Annotated in this window: 22 protein-coding genes and 1 riboswitch; of the genes, 12 read left to right on the top strand and 10 right to left on the bottom strand. The window is 37.0% G+C overall.

Annotated features, from left to right (window positions below):
* The first annotated feature begins 33 nt into the window (after positions 1 to 33).
* Entirely contained in the window at positions 34 to 831 is a 798-nt protein-coding gene (locus tag NSQ95_RS02485; RefSeq protein ID WP_169359022.1) for a TIGR00266 family protein, read from the top strand.
* Positions 832 to 1,104: 273 nt separating this feature from the next.
* On the top strand, positions 1,105 to 1,305 hold the full coding sequence (locus NSQ95_RS02480) for a C4-dicarboxylate ABC transporter (protein WP_169359023.1): 201 nt from the start codon (positions 1,105 to 1,107) through the stop codon (positions 1,303 to 1,305).
* A gap of 150 nt (positions 1,306 to 1,455) precedes the next feature.
* Here NSQ95_RS02480 and NSQ95_RS02475 read toward each other — a convergent pair whose 3' ends face one another.
* Both NSQ95_RS02475 and NSQ95_RS02470 read right to left on the bottom strand, forming a co-directional pair.
* Positions 1,456 to 2,610 (bottom strand): hypothetical protein, encoded by a 1,155-nt coding sequence (locus tag NSQ95_RS02475; protein WP_342560184.1) that lies wholly within the window; start codon positions 2,608 to 2,610, stop codon positions 1,456 to 1,458.
* A complete protein-coding gene (locus NSQ95_RS02470) occupies positions 2,603 to 3,124 on the bottom strand; it encodes a sigma-70 family RNA polymerase sigma factor (RefSeq protein ID WP_342560183.1) in 522 nt (173 codons plus the stop codon). Before NSQ95_RS02470 ends, NSQ95_RS02475 begins: the two co-directional genes overlap by 8 nt.
* A gap of 767 nt (positions 3,125 to 3,891) precedes the next feature.
* Here NSQ95_RS02470 and NSQ95_RS02465 point away from each other — a divergent pair.
* Both NSQ95_RS02465 and NSQ95_RS02460 read left to right on the top strand, forming a co-directional pair.
* Positions 3,892 to 4,014 carry a hypothetical protein gene (locus tag NSQ95_RS02465; protein WP_342560182.1) on the top strand — a complete coding sequence of 41 codons (123 nt, stop codon included), beginning with the start codon at positions 3,892 to 3,894 and terminating at the stop codon, positions 4,012 to 4,014.
* A 35-nt stretch (positions 4,015 to 4,049) separates the two neighbouring features.
* Positions 4,050 to 4,232 carry a hypothetical protein gene (locus tag NSQ95_RS02460; RefSeq protein WP_340885739.1) on the top strand — a complete coding sequence of 61 codons (183 nt, stop codon included), beginning with the start codon at positions 4,050 to 4,052 and terminating at the stop codon, positions 4,230 to 4,232.
* Between the two features lie 870 nt (positions 4,233 to 5,102).
* On the opposite strand, the gene NSQ95_RS02455 is transcribed toward NSQ95_RS02460, so the two are convergent.
* The 3 genes from NSQ95_RS02455 to NSQ95_RS02445 are packed head-to-tail and all read right to left on the bottom strand — an operon-like array spanning position 5,103 to position 9,875.
* Entirely contained in the window at positions 5,103 to 6,917 is a 1,815-nt protein-coding gene (locus NSQ95_RS02455) for an ABC transporter substrate-binding protein (protein ID WP_340885742.1), read from the bottom strand.
* Positions 6,918 to 6,944: 27 nt separating this feature from the next.
* Positions 6,945 to 8,435, bottom strand: a complete 1,491-nt coding sequence (locus NSQ95_RS02450) for an ABC transporter permease (protein WP_340885744.1) — start codon at positions 8,433 to 8,435, stop codon at positions 6,945 to 6,947.
* A gap of 15 nt (positions 8,436 to 8,450) precedes the next feature.
* Positions 8,451 to 9,875: an ABC transporter permease gene (locus NSQ95_RS02445; protein WP_340885746.1), complete on the bottom strand. Its 1,425-nt coding sequence runs from the start codon at positions 9,873 to 9,875 to the stop codon at positions 8,451 to 8,453.
* 241 nt (positions 9,876 to 10,116) lie between these two features.
* Between NSQ95_RS02445 and NSQ95_RS02440 the strand changes: the two genes are divergently transcribed.
* The 3 genes from NSQ95_RS02440 (at position 10,117) to NSQ95_RS02430 (ending at position 13,650) form a co-directional block, all read left to right on the top strand.
* A complete protein-coding gene (locus NSQ95_RS02440) occupies positions 10,117 to 11,853 on the top strand; it encodes an ABC transporter ATP-binding protein (protein ID WP_342560181.1) in 1,737 nt (578 codons plus the stop codon).
* A gap of 72 nt (positions 11,854 to 11,925) precedes the next feature.
* A riboswitch (SAM riboswitch) is annotated at positions 11,926 to 12,028 on the top strand.
* Between the two features lie 115 nt (positions 12,029 to 12,143).
* The gene (locus tag NSQ95_RS02435) at positions 12,144 to 13,250 is read left to right on the top strand and encodes a 5-methyltetrahydropteroyltriglutamate--homocysteine S-methyltransferase (protein WP_342560180.1); all 1,107 of its coding nucleotides are present in this window, start codon (positions 12,144 to 12,146) and stop codon (positions 13,248 to 13,250) included.
* Between the two features lie 100 nt (positions 13,251 to 13,350).
* Complete coding sequence (locus tag NSQ95_RS02430; protein ID WP_340885752.1) at positions 13,351 to 13,650, top strand: hypothetical protein; 300 nt, start codon at positions 13,351 to 13,353, stop codon at positions 13,648 to 13,650.
* Between the two features lie 138 nt (positions 13,651 to 13,788).
* Here the strand turns inward: NSQ95_RS02430 and NSQ95_RS02425 are convergent, their stop codons facing one another.
* The 5 genes from NSQ95_RS02425 to NSQ95_RS02405 all read right to left on the bottom strand — a co-directional run bounded on the left by NSQ95_RS02425 (position 13,789) and on the right by NSQ95_RS02405 (position 15,835).
* On the bottom strand, positions 13,789 to 13,971 hold the full coding sequence (locus NSQ95_RS02425) for a DUF6019 family protein (RefSeq protein ID WP_251553534.1): 183 nt from the start codon (positions 13,969 to 13,971) through the stop codon (positions 13,789 to 13,791).
* Positions 13,972 to 13,985: 14 nt separating this feature from the next.
* Positions 13,986 to 14,684: a DUF3169 family protein gene (locus tag NSQ95_RS02420; RefSeq protein WP_342560179.1), complete on the bottom strand. Its 699-nt coding sequence runs from the start codon at positions 14,682 to 14,684 to the stop codon at positions 13,986 to 13,988.
* Positions 14,684 to 14,884 (bottom strand): helix-turn-helix transcriptional regulator, encoded by a 201-nt coding sequence (locus tag NSQ95_RS02415; RefSeq protein WP_298466930.1) that lies wholly within the window; start codon positions 14,882 to 14,884, stop codon positions 14,684 to 14,686. The genes NSQ95_RS02420 and NSQ95_RS02415 overlap by 1 nt, the downstream gene beginning before the upstream one ends.
* Before the next feature lie 196 nt (positions 14,885 to 15,080).
* Positions 15,081 to 15,428 carry a DUF3147 family protein gene (locus NSQ95_RS02410; protein ID WP_342560178.1) on the bottom strand — a complete coding sequence of 116 codons (348 nt, stop codon included), beginning with the start codon at positions 15,426 to 15,428 and terminating at the stop codon, positions 15,081 to 15,083.
* Positions 15,416 to 15,835, bottom strand: a complete 420-nt coding sequence (locus tag NSQ95_RS02405; protein WP_340885758.1) for a MarR family winged helix-turn-helix transcriptional regulator — start codon at positions 15,833 to 15,835, stop codon at positions 15,416 to 15,418. Before NSQ95_RS02405 ends, NSQ95_RS02410 begins: the two co-directional genes overlap by 13 nt.
* A 213-nt stretch (positions 15,836 to 16,048) precedes the next feature.
* On the opposite strand from NSQ95_RS02405, the gene NSQ95_RS02400 reads away from it, so the two are divergent.
* From NSQ95_RS02400 to NSQ95_RS02380, 5 genes are all read left to right on the top strand, one after another.
* The gene (locus NSQ95_RS02400) at positions 16,049 to 16,954 is read left to right on the top strand and encodes an AEC family transporter (RefSeq protein WP_342560177.1); all 906 of its coding nucleotides are present in this window, start codon (positions 16,049 to 16,051) and stop codon (positions 16,952 to 16,954) included.
* A 225-nt stretch (positions 16,955 to 17,179) separates the two neighbouring features.
* The gene (locus NSQ95_RS02395) at positions 17,180 to 17,398 is read left to right on the top strand and encodes a hypothetical protein (protein WP_342560176.1); all 219 of its coding nucleotides are present in this window, start codon (positions 17,180 to 17,182) and stop codon (positions 17,396 to 17,398) included.
* Entirely contained in the window at positions 17,395 to 17,661 is a 267-nt protein-coding gene (locus tag NSQ95_RS02390; protein WP_342560175.1) for a spore coat protein CotJB, read from the top strand. The genes NSQ95_RS02395 and NSQ95_RS02390 overlap by 4 nt, the downstream gene beginning before the upstream one ends.
* A 13-nt stretch (positions 17,662 to 17,674) precedes the next feature.
* The gene (locus NSQ95_RS02385) at positions 17,675 to 18,244 is read left to right on the top strand and encodes a manganese catalase family protein (RefSeq protein ID WP_340885766.1); all 570 of its coding nucleotides are present in this window, start codon (positions 17,675 to 17,677) and stop codon (positions 18,242 to 18,244) included.
* Positions 18,245 to 18,464: 220 nt separating this feature from the next.
* Positions 18,465 to 19,193 (top strand): polysaccharide deacetylase family protein, encoded by a 729-nt coding sequence (locus tag NSQ95_RS02380; protein WP_342560174.1) that lies wholly within the window; start codon positions 18,465 to 18,467, stop codon positions 19,191 to 19,193.
* The last annotated feature ends 62 nt before the right edge of the window (positions 19,194 to 19,255 follow it).

Here is a 19,255-nt window from a genome sequence, read left to right as displayed (position 1 = left end):
TAGTTATTTAATTACACCGAGGAGGAAAAAAGAATGAATAATCATGAAATAGATTACAAGTTGTATGGGGACGATATGCAGTTTGTTGAAATTGAACTGGATCCACAGGAAACGGTTGTAGCTGAGGCTGGCAGCTTAATGATGATGGAGGATGGCATTTCTATGGAAACTATCTTTGGAGATGGCTCCGGGGGTAGTGGCGGTGGGATTATGGGTAAATTAATGGGCGCAGGAAAACGGTTAATAACAGGTGAGAGTCTGTTTATGACTACTTTTACTAACGTAGGTAGTGGTAAAAAACACGTTTCCTTTGCCTCCCCTTATCCAGGAAAGATTATCCCAATGGATTTAAGCGAGTATAGAGGAAAAATTATTTGCCAAAAGGATGCATTTTTAGCAGCAGCTAAAGGAGTCTCCGTGGGAGTTGAATTCCAACGAAAGTTAGGTACTGGATTCTTTGGCGGTGAAGGATTCATCATGCAAAAGCTCGAAGGGGACGGTCTAGCATTTGTTCATGCTGGCGGAACGATACACCAAAAAGTTTTACGACCTGGGGAAGTATTACGGGTGGACACGGGTTGCCTAGTAGCTATGACTTCAGATGTTGACTATAACATTGAGATGGTTAAAGGAGTTAAAACAGCTCTATTTGGTGGTGAAGGATTATTCTTCGCTACTCTTCGTGGCCCTGGAACAGTGTGGATTCAATCCCTTCCATTTAGCCGTTTAGCGAGTCGAGTGTTTGCTGCTGCTCCCCAAACTCCAGGTGGAGGATCTAAAGGTGAAGGAAGCATAACTGGTGGACTTTTTGACCTTTTAGGCGGGAAATAATAGAAGTCTATCTCTTATGGAATGAAGACAAACTAAAATAAATTTGTCTTCATTTCTTTTTTTTATCCAAAAAACTAGAAAACTCGTCGATTTAATATTAAACGTGCTATACCTTTTACAAGCACGGCTCCATCGCTATACCTATTTAATGTTCTTACTAGAAAGACCCCTAGCATATTGCTCAACAGTCTTAGTATCCCCCTTCATATACTAGTTTATAAGAACAGCTGTGTAATTCGTTCTCATAACACGACATGATAAGGAGGGTATAAAATGGTTAATAACGCAGGATTATGGATAGGGCTTCTTGGTATCGTGCTAGCAATTGTAGGCTTTTTCTTCTACCCAATTTGGCTAGGCTTAGCTGCAATTGTTTTAGGATTCGTAGCATTGTATCACTACAAGCAACTTATTGTAGGATGGCTTTCCATTATTTTAGGTGTAATTGTGCTCATACTTTATTTTTTCTTTTAGGCTAATGTAGATAATCTTTGGAAAAAGGCACCCGACTTGTCAAACCAGGTGCCTTTTTTATATGCAAGAATAATTGGATACTTACATACGTTACCAGTAAGAATGTTACTAAATAGCCCAAAACTAACCTTGTACTTTATAGTTTAAAAATTAATCTGGGTATTGTTCCATCGCTTCAAGAAAATTTGGGTTTTCAAAGATGTTAGGATCAGCATTGGATAGATAGAGATGTAGCTCCTGGTTAGGGGTTTGTGTTGTTGCTTTTATTATGTTATTCGTCTTTTTCGAGTAGATAAAACGATTCTTATCGTCTTCACTAGAAGCAGAAACAAATTTAAATCCTTCATAGTCATTAAATAATTGATCAAAGTAGTCTTTATCAACTTTTGTGAGTACTACTGATAGTAGTTTATCTTCGTAAAAAGAAAAGCTCGCTTGCTTATCATAATTTAAAACGAAGTCGGAGCCATCTCCATCCACTTGACCGATTAGATAATTATTACCAAAGCGTTCAATTACTTCTGATGATGAGTCACCCAATGTTACTCCATTAAGGTGAAGGTGACCTTGCTCCTCAAAGATTGTTGGATTAACTAAATCAATTTTAATGTCTGATGGAGAATGCTGTTGATTATCAAGTTTCTGTTGCGTCTTATATAGATATTCCGCGTTTACAAAGAAATTCGAATCGTATTCAGACAAAGATAATTGAAGATTTCCATCAGTAGAGTCTGTGAAGGCTTTTAATACTTGATTAGTTTCATTCGAGTAGAAATAATGACCATCATAGTCTGTATAGATGGAAGTGAAAAATTTGAATCCATCGTAGTTTTTAAATAATTCGTTGAAATAATTATCATCTACATTCATGAAAACTACTGAATTCAATTTATCATCATCGAAGTAGAATCTGGACTGACCGCCATAGTCCATGATGAGGTCGGCTTCACTATCATCCTCTTGTACGATTGTGTAATTTTCTCCTAAGTCTTCTATAACTTGATCCTGTGAGTCACCTAACGTTACCCCCTGTAGATAAAGGATTCCTCGTTCCTCTATGAATGAAGGCTTTGTTAAATCAAAACGTTGCTCTGATGTAGCCTGTAGTTTGTTTGATGGTAGTTCATTTTCAATGTTAAAGAAAAAAAGTATTATACTCACTAGTAAAACAAAAGAAACCGCAACAAATCGCCATTGATGTTTTGGTCGTTTGGAGTTGTTTTCAATCTCATTTACTACATTTTGCATCACCCGTTGTTTACTGTCGGTTAAGTCTTGGATTTTATTTGGGATATATTTATTCATTTAATAGCGCCTCCCATTCTATTCCTTTCAGTTTATTTTTTAATAGCTCTCTCCCTCGACTTATTCGAGTTTTTACGGTACTTTCAGGAATAGATAAAAAACGGGCAATTTCTGAAATGGTCATTTCATTAAAATAAAAATAGAGGAGAACCTCTCGCTGTCTTAATGGCAGTTCAAGTATTGCGTCTCCAATAATAGATTTTTCATCTTTTTTTACAAATTCATCCACACTATGTTTCCCGGCTGTTGGGAAAAGCGTATTCTGTAAAAGAACTTTTCTATAGGCCCAGCTTTTTAAATAATCTTTGCTTTTGTTAACAGTCATTTGCATTAAATAAGCCTTAAGCTCCCCACGCTCTTCATAATTATTCTGATGGTAAAACTTTATAAATACTTCCTGCACAATATCCTCTGCCATCTGAATATCCTTCACATAACCATAAGCTAAGCGTATTAATGGCTCCGTATATTGAAACATTAATTCTTTTAAGTCATGAACAGTTAACAAAATCACAAACTCCTTTCCCTAAATAGTAAACGATTCTCAACCCCTTAAAGTTTGGATTTTTCTTAAAATATTTTAAATAGCCGAAGAGGACTCGTTGTTCTTTGTAAGCTTATATATTTTAAATAGGGTAAAATGCTTTAATGTTAGTCTCCGTAATGCCCATGTATCATATAAGACAAAATATAGCTTATCCTATGTGAAAAAAAAATAGGATTTAATCGGTGAATATTAGTAGAAAAAATAATCAGCAACAAATTGGGATGTGAAGTCACTTAGCTTTGGAGGCTGATATCCTAAAATCAACACATAATATTCAGAAATATGTTGACATTCAGAAATAAACAATGATATCCTCTAGTAGTTAGATATTCAAATTAGAAATGGAGGTACGGAAAATGACTACATTTAAAACTTCAAAAAATAATCGTATAGTGATTTCGTGCCCAACCGCTAATTATTTTATTTGTAAATAATTAATACTGACGGCATGTTATGCCGTTTTTTTCTATGAGCACACGCTTATGTAAAGAAGCGTGTGCTCTTTTTTGTGCATTTTTAAAAACTTTGGTGTTTTCACGCAGTGCGTGTTGCATATATAAACAAAATAATAAGAAAAGGAGTGCTGGTGATGATGATCATGGAACAGCGAAGAAAGTTATTAAAAAAGGGATCTCTCGAAAGTGGATAGCACGGTTGGGGAAAGAAAAACCCCAGTCGACTAAAATGATGCTATTGGTTTAATCGGTAAAATAATAAATGAAGGAGGAAAAGAAATGATGATACCAAAAATGATTGGTAAGCAGGTTAATAAATTTGTAGGTAAAAATAAATTGGAGTTGCCAACACACTATTTAGGTGAAAAGTGGCTAACAGGAATGGTGCTAGCCACACCTTAACAATATAATTGGACTTCTCCTTAAGGAGAAAAATAATGATTACGATTAATGATATAGAATATGCAAAGCAACGGATGGCTGACTTGGAAAAGGAAGTAAGACAATCTAAATTAGGACATAACTACCTATCCAGAAAAAAGAAAATCCAAAAACCTTTTTTGAAAAGAGTCTTGAGTTATTTTACACGCGTAAATTTAAAAGGCTCTGTTAAAGGCTAGAGTTGATTTTTCATGAGATAGTTTTTGTTTTTGAAATGCTACACCTAAACTAACTGCTGCGCTAGTCAAAAACAAAATCAAAGTAAAATGAGCCAGGAAAAAATATCCTAGCTCATTTTTAATTTGTCTGTTAAACCAACCTTTACCTTTAACACATAGCCTATAAAACTAAAATTAAATTACAAAAAGAGGCTGGGACAAAAGTTCCCTTAAAATAAAGCATTGTTGTTTTCCGTTCCAGCGGACGCTTTCCGGGGGCACGGCTTCAATCTCCTCGTCGCTTTGCTCCTGCGGGGCTTTCAGCTCGCGCTGTTCCCCCAGGAGTCGCCGCCTCCTCTCCAAACAAACATAAAAGAGAACTTTTTATTAAAAAAAGCATTGTTAAAGCTATTAGTTGATTTTGATTAAAAATTTCTTTTTTATAGTGACTGTAAACATTACAAAAGTTACAATTCAAAGAACTATTAAAAGCATAAAGAGATTATGAAATGTGGTGTGAGTCTATTTCCAAGCTTTGTTTATGCGAGTAATTTTATAGATCTTTATCGCTGTATAAAAGCCGTTTCCATTATTGATTGGAGCGCCAGACGGCGACTCCTGCGGGATGAGTGAGACAGATAAGACATCACAACCACGCGCGTAAGCGATGGGTGATGGCTTATCGCTCACCCCGCGGAAAGCGTCCGGCTGGTGCGGAAATCAATTCTACTTTCTAATTTAAAGATTTATTTGCTTCATAAATCAACCCTATCTTTTTATATAGCCTAAAAAAATAAGTTACCTTTAAAAAAATAAAGAAGTGAAATCACGTTATTATTTCACTTCTTTTAATTTATTTACCAGTTATGTCCCAGCCTCTTTTATATTATTTTATTTGCCAGCTTTAAAAGCCTCTAAGAACTCATCTACCTTAGCAGCATCTGCCTTAAGCTCGTTACCCGTTTCTACAAGAGGACTTACAGTTGATACTGCTTTTTTCTTGTTTCCTTGGTAATAGTTAATAATTTCATCCTGGTTGATCGAGTACAGAATCGCTTTACGTAAAGATTCGCTGTCTGATACTTTACGTCCTTTTGTATTAAATAATAGATAAGATACAGCATTACTATCGTTTTTCTGAAGAGTTAGCTTGCTATCATCTTCAACTAATTTGTATTTTGTTTCAGGAACTCCATTAAATATATGAATCTCTCCGTTGCGAAGAGCCGATAGCGCGCTATCCGCATCTGCAATGAAACGAACGGTTACGTTTGCGATCTTCGGCTCGTTTTCAGTTCCTGGCATATAAGCAGGGTTTTTTACGAATACTGCCTCATAATCATTTTTGTGGGATAAGATGTAAGGCCCACTAGCATATAACGTATTGTTATAAGCAGCACCTTCTGTTACTGTATTTTGATCTCCGTAAGGAATATCTTTGTTTACATCGAAGGTAGCAACATCGTAAGTGTTGATGCTCTCCACTTGTTTTTTAGATACAATCCCTGCAGATTGATGTGCCAAATAATTTAAAACTTGTGGGAATGGATTAGTCGTTGTAATTTTAACTACTTGGTACTTTCCTTTAGCTGCATCTGCTTGTGTTTTATCTGTCACTAGCTCTGAAATTGCTGTATCAACATTATTTTCTAAAGCTTCCTTCACCGTAGTATCACTGCCTGATTGCTTCACATCAAGCTCTGAAAGATCTGATACAATTTCAATGTTTTCCATGCTTTCGTGTAAGCTAAATGTGCGATGATCTGGAACAGATTTACTGTCTTTTGCACGGTTCATCGAGAATACTACATCCTCTGCCCCTACACGTTCTCCAGTATCTACTGCTTTTTTATCTGTTACTGCCGCAAAGTTAATATCATCTCTTAGTAAGAAGTAATAATCTTTATTGCCATCTGCGATTGCATGGTTCAGTGAAAGAGAACCGTCAGAAACTACTTTATCATCGTCTGTTAAGTTAACTAAACGAACGTACATATTTGTATTTAGTGTATTAATAGAACCGTCATTTCCTTTTATAGGATCTAATGAGGTTAAGGATGCGATTCCCTGTTGCATGATCAGTGGTGCAGAATCTCGTTTAGAAGCATCTACAAAGTCAATTGTTTCCCATGCGATTGCACGAGATTTAGCCAATCTCACAGTATCCGCATTCAATACTTCTTTATTTACTCCTTGCGCTTTAAAAGAATTATATAACGGTGCAATATAAGCTTTTTCTAAGACGAGAAGATCCTCGAATTCTTTATAAGTTTTTGTGTATTCTTCTGGTGTTTCTGTGCTAGCCTCTTCGATTAGCTCATCTATTTTCTTGTCAGACATAATGCTGTTATCACCGTCTGTTTTGAAAAGCGCACGTACTGCATAGTCAGGGTTACCCGTTACAGTCGTCCAGCTAGATAAAGCTAAATCATAGTTTCCTGCATCTTTTTGCGCAGTGAAGCTACCGTAGTCTGGTTGAATATTTAATTTCACATCGAAGCCATTTTTGATTAACTGGTCACGTACAATATTCATGTCCGCTTCCCCAGTGCTCATCCCTAACAGCTCAATTACTACCTTACCCTGCTCTGTTTTAGAATCAGATTTGTCTGTTGCTTTATCTACGTCTGATTTTGTGTTTACACAACCTGCCAATATTAAAACTAGCGTTAACAATAAAGCTAATAATCCTTTTGTATTCTTCATTACATTTTCCTCCTTGTTGAGCTTGCTTTAATCCATTCTCGGATCAAATGCATCTCTAAGTCCATCGCCTAAAAAGTTAAAAGATAATACGAGACCTATAATTGCAAGGCCAGGTATAATCGCCAAATAGGAATTAGACTCTAAATAAGTACTACCTATTTTTAAAATATTGCCCCATTCAGGTATATGTGGCTCTACTCCAAGACCTAAGAAGCTCAAGCTACTCGTTGCAATTACTGCTGTACCTATTGTAAGTGTAGCTTTGACAATCATAGGTGCAAGGGAATTTGGAACAATTTGCTTAAAGATGATCGATAGATTGGAAGCCCCTAAAGCCCGGGCAGAATCTACATATTCGTAATTCGAGACCATCATCACATTCGCTCGCATTGTTCGAGCATATGTCGGAATAGAACCAACACTCAAAGCTAGTATAAGATTCGTAGTATTTGCTCCGAATGCTGCAATAATTGCAATGGCAAGTAATATCCCTGGAATTGCGTACAAAATATCAAGCAAACGCATAATGATGTTATCTGTACGTTTGCTGTAATATCCAGCCAATGCTCCTAATGCCCCTCCCACTATGAATGGTATTAACGTAGAAGCAAAGCCTACAATTAGAGAAATTCTCGCCCCGAAGATAATTCGAGAAAATACATCTCTGCCATAATTATCTGTACCGAACGGGTATTCCAGGCTTGGCGACTGAAGCAGTGCCTCATAGTTATTCTCTACTGCCATATCATAGTCAAAAGTAAAACGGCTAGAGACAGATAACGCGAACATAAGAACGATAAAGAACATTCCCAGTATAGCTGTAGAATTACGAGTGATTTTATCCCACATTGTGTTCCACTTCACTATTCGTGACAGACTGTTACTACGCGTTTTAATGATTAAGCTAACGCCAAGCAGTAAGTTGAAAATATTACCTGTCAACGAAGTGATAATTAATACAATCGCTAAGCCCTGCATCCACCCAGGCGCACCTTCATCACTGACATACCTAGCTACAGCCACCAAAGTAAACACTTGGATTATTAAAATTACGAGTAAAGCACCCATTGCGGGTAAAAAAGTGTCCGACACATATGGTTTAAAGAGATTCAATGCAGAAATAACTAGAATAAAAAGCTGGGTGAAAATCATCCAAATGCTGAATGTGTATTCTGGTGTTTTCTTCTCCTTGATCAAATTAAAACCGAATGATGCTATGAAGATATTACCAGTTAATAGAGCGGTTACTTGGACATAGCCAAGCCTTCTAGTAGCATTTTTTAAATGCCCTAAACTCAAAAGCTCTCGTTTCATTCTCCAGATTATAAAATACTGAAACGCTGTAAAAAATGCATATATAGCTAAAATACTACTAGCAATTGGCTTTAACGTACCCATGTCAAAATTAAAGCTATTAAACAATAAAACTATTGTCAGTAGAAGAGATAATACTCCAGCAAAGTTTGCCTGAGTATATTCTCGTGACAGCTTTAGTGCATGTTGTTTTTTAGATACCACTTTTACACCTACTTCTTACAGTTGCTTCATCTTAGATTTTATACGCGGATCAAAAAATGCATATAAAATGTCGATGAGCACGTTCACTAAGGAAATGGTTATTGCAATATAAATAACTCCACCCATAATGGCTGGGATATCGGGGATAAACTGTTTATCGACAATATAACTCCCAATACCACTAATATTGAATACTTTCTCTGTAACAGCTGCTCCACCTAGCATTCCGCCAAACAGTAGACCAATAACCGTAATGATTGGAATCATTGCATTTCCTATTGCATGCTTCCAAAGTACTTGGCGTTGGTTTAAGCCTTTCGCTTTTGCGGTAATTATATAATCCTCATTTATAATTTCTAAAACGGATGAACGTGTCATTCTCGCTACCGAAGCAGTAAGGCCTGTTCCGAGCACAACTACAGGCATAATAATGGACAAATAGTTTTGAGGACTATAGGTTGCTGGAAGCCATTGTAGCTTAATAGAAAAGTTCAAGATAAAGATAAGTCCCTGCCAAAAGTTGGGGATGGACAAGCCGATCAAAGCAATGAACATAAATGAATAATCTAAGAAAGAGTTTTGTCTTGTTGCAGATATAATTCCTACTGGTATCGCAATTACTACGGCCATCACTAAAGATAAGATAGCAATCATTAGCGTAACTGGAAACTTGTTTGCAATACTTGTTGCGACATCTTCATTTCCTGTAAAGGATGCTCCTAAATCAAATGTTACGATGCCTTTTACAGAGTTCCATAACTGATGTAAATAAGGTAAGTCTAACCCGTGCATTTGGTTGAATGCAGCAATCTGATCCTTCGTTGCACTTTCCCCTAAAAGATTGGCAGCTGGATCAAATGGTGACAGGTATAAAATAGTAAATACTAGAATGGAAACACCCGTTATCACAAAGATACTCATAATAAGTCTCTCAAAAATAAATTTACTGAACGCATTACTATATATACCTAACAAAAGGTACATCAATAAGCCTGGTATAAATGAAATAATGAGAAATGTTGTATTTTCTAACATACTTTGAAAATAGGATGTATAAGTAAGAGGCTTCGTGCCTTTTAACTGATGTATTTCTTCCATTTCAGTAGATACAAGCTTTTCTATTCGATCTTCTACTAGTTTATTTACTTCCGCCGTCATTTTTTCTTTATTAATTTTTTCATTAAAAAAGGTATGCTTTCGTTCATATTGTTCCTTATACTCTTTGTACAGTTCCTCTCGTACTCCCCTTGCCTCAAATGCAGACTTTAAATCGCTTTTTAAGGAAGAATGAGGATCCTTCTGTTTTTTTAAATAAAAGAGTATAAAAGTAATTATATGAACCGGCAAACCAAGTAAAAATAACAAAATACTATAGAAGGAATGATGTTGTAGTCTTCCGTAGGTAAAACTAAATGCGTTGGAAGAAAATTTTCTTCCCATACTAAATACCCCCTCTCTATATTGTATAAATCCGAGTGGTATAGTATAGTATAGATTCGAACTACCATTAAGTCAACGCAAATTATTTAGTCTATTTAGAGTAGGGTTAAATGCGCCACTAATGTGCGTGTTTAGTCTTCTTTTTTGTAGAAACCGCTCATATTACTTTAAATATACGCTCTCTAACAACAGAGCATGAATTATAAACAATACGAAGATTTCATTCAGATAGGTGGTTTTCATGGAAACTATTTTAAAAGTAGAGGATTTACAAATTTCCTTTTTAACAAATGATAATGAATTTGAGGCTGTTCGAGGGGTTAGTTTTGAAGTCAAAAAAGGAGAAACATTGGGCATAGTCGGAGAATCTGGAAGTGGAAAAAGCGTCACGGCCCGTTCCATTATGCGCCTTTTACCTTCTCCCCCTTCTTTCATGAAAAATGGTTCCATTGAGTTTTTAGGGGAACAACTTCACACAAAAACAGAGAAGGAAATGGAAGGTATTAGAGGAAAAGATATCAGTATGATTTTTCAGGATCCGATGACCTCTTTAAATCCAACCATTCGTATCGGCGTTCAAATAGCAGAAAGCCTTATTAAGCACCAAAAGCTCTCGAAAAAAGAGGGAAAGGCACAAGCAATTGAGCTACTCAAGCTTGTAGGAATTAAAAATAGTGAAGAACGTTATAACCAATATCCGCATGAGTTTTCTGGCGGTATGCGTCAAAGAGTTATGATTGCCATTGCTTTAGCGTGTAAGCCCACGCTACTTATAGCAGATGAGCCAACTACTGCGTTAGACGTGACCATTCAAGCTCAAATATTAAATTTAATGAAGGATATGCAGAAGCGCTTTGGGACCTCTATTATTTTAATCACTCATGACCTTGGAGTTGTCGCTGGAATGTGTGACCGGGTAGCAGTGATGAAAAATGGAGAAATCGTTGAAACAGGAACTACTGAAGAAATTTTTGCTAACCCAAGGCATGACTATACGAAAAAACTATTAAATGCCTTGCCTCGTTTAGACGAGAAGAAAAAGCCGAAGAAACCTCCTCTTCGTTCTATTGGATTAGAAAATGGAAAGCCGCTGCTAGAAGTTAAATCTTTAAAACAGCATTTTCAAGTAAGTCGCGGGAATGTCTTAAAAGCGGTCGACGATATTAGCTTCTTTATAAAGCCCGGAGAAACTCTTGGTCTTGTAGGAGAATCGGGCTCAGGTAAATCTACTACCGGTCGAGCGATTCTTCGATTACACGAGCCTACAGATGGAGATGTGCTATATCAAGGGATGGCCATTAATCGTTTAAGTAAAAATGAGCTCAAAACGATGCGTCGGCATATGCAGATCATCTTCCAGGACCCTTATTCTTCCTTAAATCCTCGATTAAAGGTACTAGACATTATTGGGCAGGCGTTAGATATTCATCGTCTAAGCAAAAATGCAGAGGAAAGAAAGAAACGAGTAGAGGAATTACTAGTATTGGTAGGCTTAGACCCCTCGCATGCATTACGTTATCCACATGAGTTTTCTGGAGGACAGCGACAACGTATAGGTATCGCTCGTGCACTTGCGGTTGAGCCAGATTTTATCGTCTGTGACGAACCTCTATCGGCTTTAGATGTTTCTATACAAGCACAGATTGTAGAGCTCCTGGAGGATTTACAGCACAGACTAGGCCTGACATACTTATTTATCGCACATGACCTGTCCATGGTAAAACATATAAGTGATCGTGTTGCTGTCATGTATTCTGGAAAAATTGTAGAGCTAGCAGAAAGTGAGGAGCTTTATACTAATCCACAGCACCCGTACACTAAGTCTCTCTTAGCAGCCATCCCAATCCCTGACCCAAAAGTAGAGGCCAAGAAAAAGCGTGTGCTCCTGGAAGAGTCTAATGTTACTGACAAGTATCAATTAAAGAATTCTGAGCTTGTAGAGGTTTCTAACGGTCACTGGGTAGCTATCCCTAAGTAAGGTAACCCTTGAAATAGTTTAAAACCCATGTTAAACTTATTTTTATTATATTTAGACAATTTAATATTTTATTTCTTATCAAGAGAGACGGAGGGATTGGCCCTATGATGTCTCAGCAACCAGCCTTTTAGGTGTGGTGCTAAATCCAATAGACATTAAGTCTTGAAGATAAGAAGAATGACTTCAATATATATTGAGGGCTCTCTTCTTATGAAGCGAGCCCTCTTTTTATTTGATTTTATAGTCAGGATTACTAGCAACATAATATAAATAGAAGGTAGGAATTTAATATGACAAATCAATTACTTGTAAAAGCACCTTTCAAAGCAGATCATGTGGGAAGCTTCCTGAGACCGGAACGTTTAAAGCAAGCAAGGGCTCAATTTGAACAAAAAGAGATATCCTTAGAACAACTCACTCAAATTGAAAATGAAGAAATTATTAAACTCGTAGAAAAACAGAAGGAAGCTGGACTACTTTCAGTTACAGACGGAGAGTTTCGTCGAAAATGGTGGCATTTCGATTTTTTAAGCGGACTTGATGGCGTGGAATTTTATGAAACCGATCAAGGACTCTCCTTTAAAGGGGTGCAAACAAAAGCTCATGGTATTAAGGTGACAGGAAAAATTGGCTTTAGTACCCACTACATGATTGAGCATTTCAAGTTTTTAAAAGAAGCAGCTGGGGATGCTGTTGTAAAATTTACTATCCCTAGTCCGAACATGCTTTATTATCGAGCAGCCTTTGAGGAAGGGGTTTACAACAATGATGAGGAATTATTTTCTGACTTAATCACAGCTTATCAAGGCTTTATTCAAGCAATTTACGATGAGGGCTGTCGTTATCTTCAAATTGATGATACTTCATGGGCTACCTCCTTTTCCGAGGAAGGCCTCGTTTCCTTAAAGGACAGGGGGTTATCGCTTGAGCAAGCCTTATCCCTTTCTGCAAGGGCTATTAATGAGTCTATTTCTAAAAGACCAGCTGATATGCTAGTGACCATGCATATTTGTCGGGGAAATTTCCGATCCACTTATATCACAAGCGGAAGCTATGAGTTAGTTTCAGAAACTATATTCGGTGGATTAAATGTGGATGGTTTATTTTTAGAATTTGACGATGAGCGCTCTGGTGGTTTTGAGCCTTTACGACATGTTAATAGAAAGGATTTAAATATTGTACTAGGGCTGATCACCTCTAAGCATGGGGACCTAGAGGAAGAAGAATTAGTTAAAGCTCGCATCGAAGAAGCTACTAAATATGTACCAAAAGAACAGCTTTGCTTGAGTCCTCAATGTGGATTTTCTTCTACAGAGGAAGGAAACATATTAACTGAAGAGGAACAATGGGCAAAAATTCGCCATGTAGTCCAAATAGCAAAGGATGTTTGGAACTGACTTACCCACATGTGGATAACGTTAGTAGAAATGTTTTTACATTTGCCTGTTAGGGTATCTATTTAAATAAGATATCAGTTCTATATAGGAGGAATGTATGATGAGTAAAGTTTATGAATATACAACAGATGATGTCGTAGAAGAAACCGGTAATTATACGTGTGAGTCTGGTACAACTAGAACCTTAGAAAAGGGTTCGAAATTCCCTTCTTGCCCCGACACAGAAGTAGTTACTTATTGGAAACGCTCTGAAAGTCATACCCATAGCTCAGGGCAGGAAGTATTTACATCTGGTCGCTATGTGGATGAAGATGGAGATGAAGCTTTTCTGGAGGCTGGCTCCACTTTTCCAAACTGCCCAAAAGCAGGAACCCCTACTACATGGTCCCATGCAGGATAACTAAGTTGCTGATACTTGTCTTATTTTAGAGACAGGTATCAGTTTTTATTTTAATAAACAAACAGCGAGCAAGTATAACAGATAAGCCATCATAGCTGATTGGATTTCTGTAGTGGTGGCTTACCGAAATACGAAATCTTAGTTCTTTAAATCGTCTATGGACCTTTGCACCTTGTCTTCTTGCTCCTGTCGATATTTCCTTCTAGCTTCCTCTGAGACTAACATAGACTCATTAATCCCATTTTTTACTCCCCACTTGATAATAAAGTATAAAAGTATAGATAAACCTATTATCCATAAAAGCAATTGTCCCGTAGTCATTTTTAAAATCCCCCTTATTTATTGCGTACAACTACTAAATAGCTTGTATTCACTACCAGTAAGACTAAGCACATTACTGCTATAGAAAAAATTTGAGATTGCTCGCTAAAGTAAGAAAATGCAACAGCTAAAATAATACCAGTGAGCATAAACAGGTTGAATAATTGATGCGATTTATAAAGTCCTTGTAAAGTCACGTACTTCTCCCCATCATCCATAGAGTCCATCAGCCGTTGCTCATAATCCTTTGAATGGATGCTCGGAAGGTTTCTTTCTGGATAACTTGTCTTTATAAAATTTGCACTAAACATTGGGGTTATCCAGCTAGCTAAGAACAAAAATATAAAACCAATTTGTAAAATTGTATTGTTTGTCATTAGAATAGAAACTGCAACCGCTAATATAGACAAGACTTGAGAAATATTAGCAGCTATGCCCAAATCAGCGACCTTTTTGTATTTGTACTCTTCCATTAAATCCTCTTGTTCCCCTTCAAATGTTTGGGAATTCACTGTTTTTATCTTCCCTATAAACACAAGACCGATTACTAAAAGAGTTAGGATCGTAGCCAAAACAATATATAAAATCAGATTTACAGGATGGTCCCATGCTTCTCGAACCTCATCTTTACCCATCATGATAGCAAAAGTAATCGTAAAACCAGCTACCCCTCCAAGCAGTAAACTAACAATTGTTGTGAACACCTTTTTCATTATTCTTCCTCCCCTATTAAAAAGACATTTTCTACAGGCTCATTAAAAATTCTAGCTATACGAACCGCTATTAATATTGAAGGCATATATTCTTCTCGTTCTATTAAGCTAATAGTTTGCCTAGAAATTTTAGCTAACTTGGCTAGTTCTGTCTGATTGAGTCCATCTCTTGCTCTTAACTCCTTTAAACGACTTTTCACCATTACCCGCCTCCTCTTTTCCAATATATACAATTATAGTCATTTTGACAACTATAATTGTCAAAATGACTATAAAAAATGTCATGCGATTCAAATGTGTTTTCGTCTACAATTCTTTTGCAATTTCTTTTAGTTTATTTAAAACAAGCGCTTCCTCGTTTGCCACCTGTGCTGTAGCAACAACACCAGCCCCTCATTAGACGATGTGCTTAATATAAGTTACCACGGTTTCTTGTATGTATAAGAAGAATAACCATCCAGCAATCCCTAACAAGAGGGAAACAAAAAGATGCAAAGAATTTTGTAATGCCAGATATACGATCAGTAGCATTACAGCGGTTGCTGGGAATCCCCATAGCACTCCTAAAGCGAACTTGCTAAGCGTAGAGGATTGCTCTCCTTGAACATACAGCCAAACAATACTTAGTAAGCTCACTAAAGGCAATGCTGCAATAATACCTCCATAGGTGGGAAATCTCCTTGAAATCTCCGTTACCATAGCTATGATAATAGCGGATATAATAACCTTCATTAAAATGTACATTTTTTAGCTACCTCACTTAAGGTTTGAAATGCTTTTTCAATTATTATTTTTTCTTCCTGCGAGAGTTGATTCATAATCTTCGATAACTTTTGATCATCCAAACTTGTGTTTCGATATAAAACATCTGCCCCTACTTCCGTTAAGCGAAGTATAACTCTTCTCTGGTCCTCTCCACTTTTCTCTTTAATTATATAATTTTTCTCAATTAGTCTTTTAATATGTTCTGACGCAGTATTATGTGAAATCTGCAAAACCTTTGCTACCTCATTAATTCCAGCATCCGAATGTTTATCCAGAAGTTGAAGTATTCGTACTGCTTGATGAGTAATTTTATCCACATGTGGATAATGTAAATAAAAATAAATGTCAGTCCAATACTGATTTAGTTGATTTGATTGTATACTCATTTTTTATCCCCCCCGTTTTTTATATCGTATAATACGATATAATTTTAACATACCCTTAAAACTATTTCAGAAAAAAGATTCCACAAATGATATAGTTATATATATATTACGGATACCGGACTAGTTTTGGGGTTGGGTTTGTTTTGTTTTTATTTTTGTTACAAGTGCCTGGCACCTGTAATATTTGAAGATATGGTTAAGGGGTGGGTTTGGATGGATTTATTGCTGATTATTTTGCCGGTTTTTATTATCTTTTTTATTGGTTTTATAGGACAGAGATTGATAGGGTTTGATATTAAATCTATTTCATCTGCTGCGCTTTATCTTATGTCTCCTTTCTTAGCATTTCGTACGTTTTATACACATGAGTTGTCTATTGATTATGTATATATTTTGGGGGCATGTCTTCTTTTGACCTTTTGCTTATTGGGAGTCGTATGGCTTTCTTCCCTTTTTATGCAGACGACCCGCCCTCAGTTAGCAGCACTAATTTTAGGGAGTGTTTTTCCTAATAGCGGGAACTATGGTGCACCAGTTGTTCTCTTTGCTTTGGGAGCTGTTGGATTTGATTATGCTGTTGTGATAATGGTTTTCCACGGTTTGATCATGAACACCATTGGAATCTTTTTTGCCTCTTTAGGTGGAGAGGAAAAAAATACCTGGCAGCAAGCTGTACATAAGGTTTTAAGAATGCCTCTTGTTTATGCATCCTTACTGGGAGTTCTCCTTCAAGTGCTAAATGTGACTGTTCCTCAATCAGTAATGGAAGGAGTGGGACTAGCTGCAGATGCTTCTATACCGACCGTCATGCTTGTCCTCGGTATGCAATTGGCAGTGATCTCAAGGAAAAAGGTTGCATATCGATTTGTTACGACTGCAACGGTTATTCGAATGTTTGTTTCACCTCTACTGGCAGCAGCCATTATGTTTTTTCTGCCGGTAAATGACTTACTTAAAACGGTCTTTATCATTCAAGCTGCTATGCCAACAGCTGCAAACACAACAATGCTTTCTTTACAGTTTGGAACTGAACCAGATTTAGTATCCTTTATAACCTTTATAACTACTATTCTCAGTATCCTTACCATTCCATTCGTTTTGTTTTTTCTCGGAATTTAATTTCTATAGCTCTAAAGTGCGTTTACTGACTACCTTCCTAGGTGGTCTTTTTTTGTGAAGTATCCAAAGAGTAGAGAATGTTACAGGTGCCAGGCACCTGTAACAAATACATATATCCTTGCCCGCCGAGACGCTACAGTAGTTATTAAAAATTGTTTTTTGGGTTGTCCATCTAGTCTTATTTCATTTTTTTTTACATAGGTTGGTTTGAAGGAGTGATTAAAGATGGAAAATTGGCAGTTTCGGGGTAGTTATAAGCCATACGTTTCTCCGCGGGATCCTTGCCCCCCTATTTTAGTTAGAAAGTTTGTACTTCCTCCACAGCTATTTACTAATTTTCAACAACCAGGATTACCGCAAAATACACCAGCAGAAGCATTAATGCAAGGCTCTTTATGGCCTCAGTTTGTTGATGGGTTTTATAGGGAGGAGGGAATATCATGACATCAAGCGATCACCAATGGAATCTATTAAAACAAGTTCAACAAATGGATTTTGTTGTCGTAGAGCTGACTCTCTACACCGATACACATCCAGATGATTTAGATGCTTTGGAGCAATGGCGTATGGCTATAAAAAATGCTGCTGCTGTGCGGAAGAAATATGAAGCTCAGTATGGTCCGCTTTCATTAATGACTACTCCCTCCAAGCAAGCATTAGAGGTTGGCTGGCGTTGGAACTCTACACCATGGCCATGGCAAATTTGAAAGGAGAAAACTAATGTGGGTTTATGAGAAAAAGCTGCTTTATCCTGTAGAAGTTACGACATGCAACCCAATGCTTGCTAGATATCTTATGGAACAATACGGTGGAGCCGATGGAGAGCTCGCAGCTGCTTTGCGCTATATGAACCAGCGATACACGGTTCCTGATAAAGTAATTGGAATTCTTACCGACATTTCAACAGAAGAGTTTTCTCACCTAGAAATGCTTGCTACCATGATTTATAAATTAACTAAGGATGCAACTCCTGAGCAATTAGAAAAAGCAGGCCTTGGTCCTCATTTTGTTAATCATGGACACTCTTTATTCTATGAAAATGCTGGTGGCGTTCCTTTTACCGCTGCATACATTCAATCTAAGGGTGATCCAATTGCAGATTTATATGAGGATATTGCCGCCGAAGAAAAAGCTCGTGCCACCTATCAATGGCTAATCGACATTTGTGATGATCCAGGTGTAAGTGATGCTCTTCGTTTCCTTAGAGAAAGGGAAAATATTCACTCCTTAAGATTTAGGGAATCGGTAGAGCTACTTATAGAAGATAGAGACCAGAAAAAAATATTCTAAATAGAAATGCTTGGTGACTAGTCCAATCTAGTTCCCAAGCATTTTTTAGATTGCAGAATGATTACAGGTGCCTGGCACCTGTAATCATTCTGCAATTATAGTACCTGTAGTCGTCTTGCATTTAATGGGAGCTCTCTGGCTGGTATATTCTTATTTGCTAGGGCAACAATAACTTAAATAATACTTCCGCCAAATATGCTACAAGGAGGAATATAAAGCAATGAAGTCACTTTTCATTAAAATTGGAGTAGTATTCCTTGTGCTTTTTGGCATTGGTTATACTACCTTCGCCATGGATAAGGGGCGACCTTATTACGAAGAGAAGGGATATGTTATGTGGGAGATAAAAACAGATGAGAAGGTTATCGCCCTTACATTTGATGATGGTCCCCATCCTACATATACACCGCAGGTTTTAGATTTATTAAAAAAATATGATGCAAAAGCAACTTTTTTTGTGATTGGAGAAAGAGCAGAGAAGTATCCAGAGGTTGTTTCTAGAATGGGGACAGATGAACATGAGATCGCTAACCATACGTATACACATCCACTAACCATTTCCCCAGCTAAGCTAAAGGAAGAATTAGAAAAGACAAATGATATAATTCATAAAATAACAGGAACCTATCCCATTTTTTATCGGCCAGTAGGTGGCCAGTATAATGACAAAATTATTAACACTGCGATTGATGAAGGTTATAAAGTAATTATGTGGTCTTGGCATCAGGATACAGAGGATTGGAAAAGACCAGGTACAAAGAAAATTGTTAAAAAGGTATTATCAGGTGTGAAGCCAGGCAACATTGTTTTATTCCACGATTCTGGAGGGGACCGTTCTCAAACTATTAAAGCACTGGAAGAAATACTCCCCGAGCTTCAGAGGCAGGGATATCGGTTTGTAACTGTCTCAGAGCTGATTGAAATACACACAATGTCACTACATCCATAAGTGTCTTTAGTATGAGTAAAGATGAATTTTTTACTCCTTAATCCATGTAAAAAGCTTGAACC

Origin of the sequence: Psychrobacillus sp. FSL W7-1457, from assembly GCF_038593405.1 — a bacterium.
Classification (GTDB): Bacteria; Bacillota; Bacilli; order Bacillales_A; family Planococcaceae; genus Psychrobacillus.
Note: the sequence above shows the minus strand (reverse complement) of the source record. Positions and strands in the feature narration are given on the sequence as shown.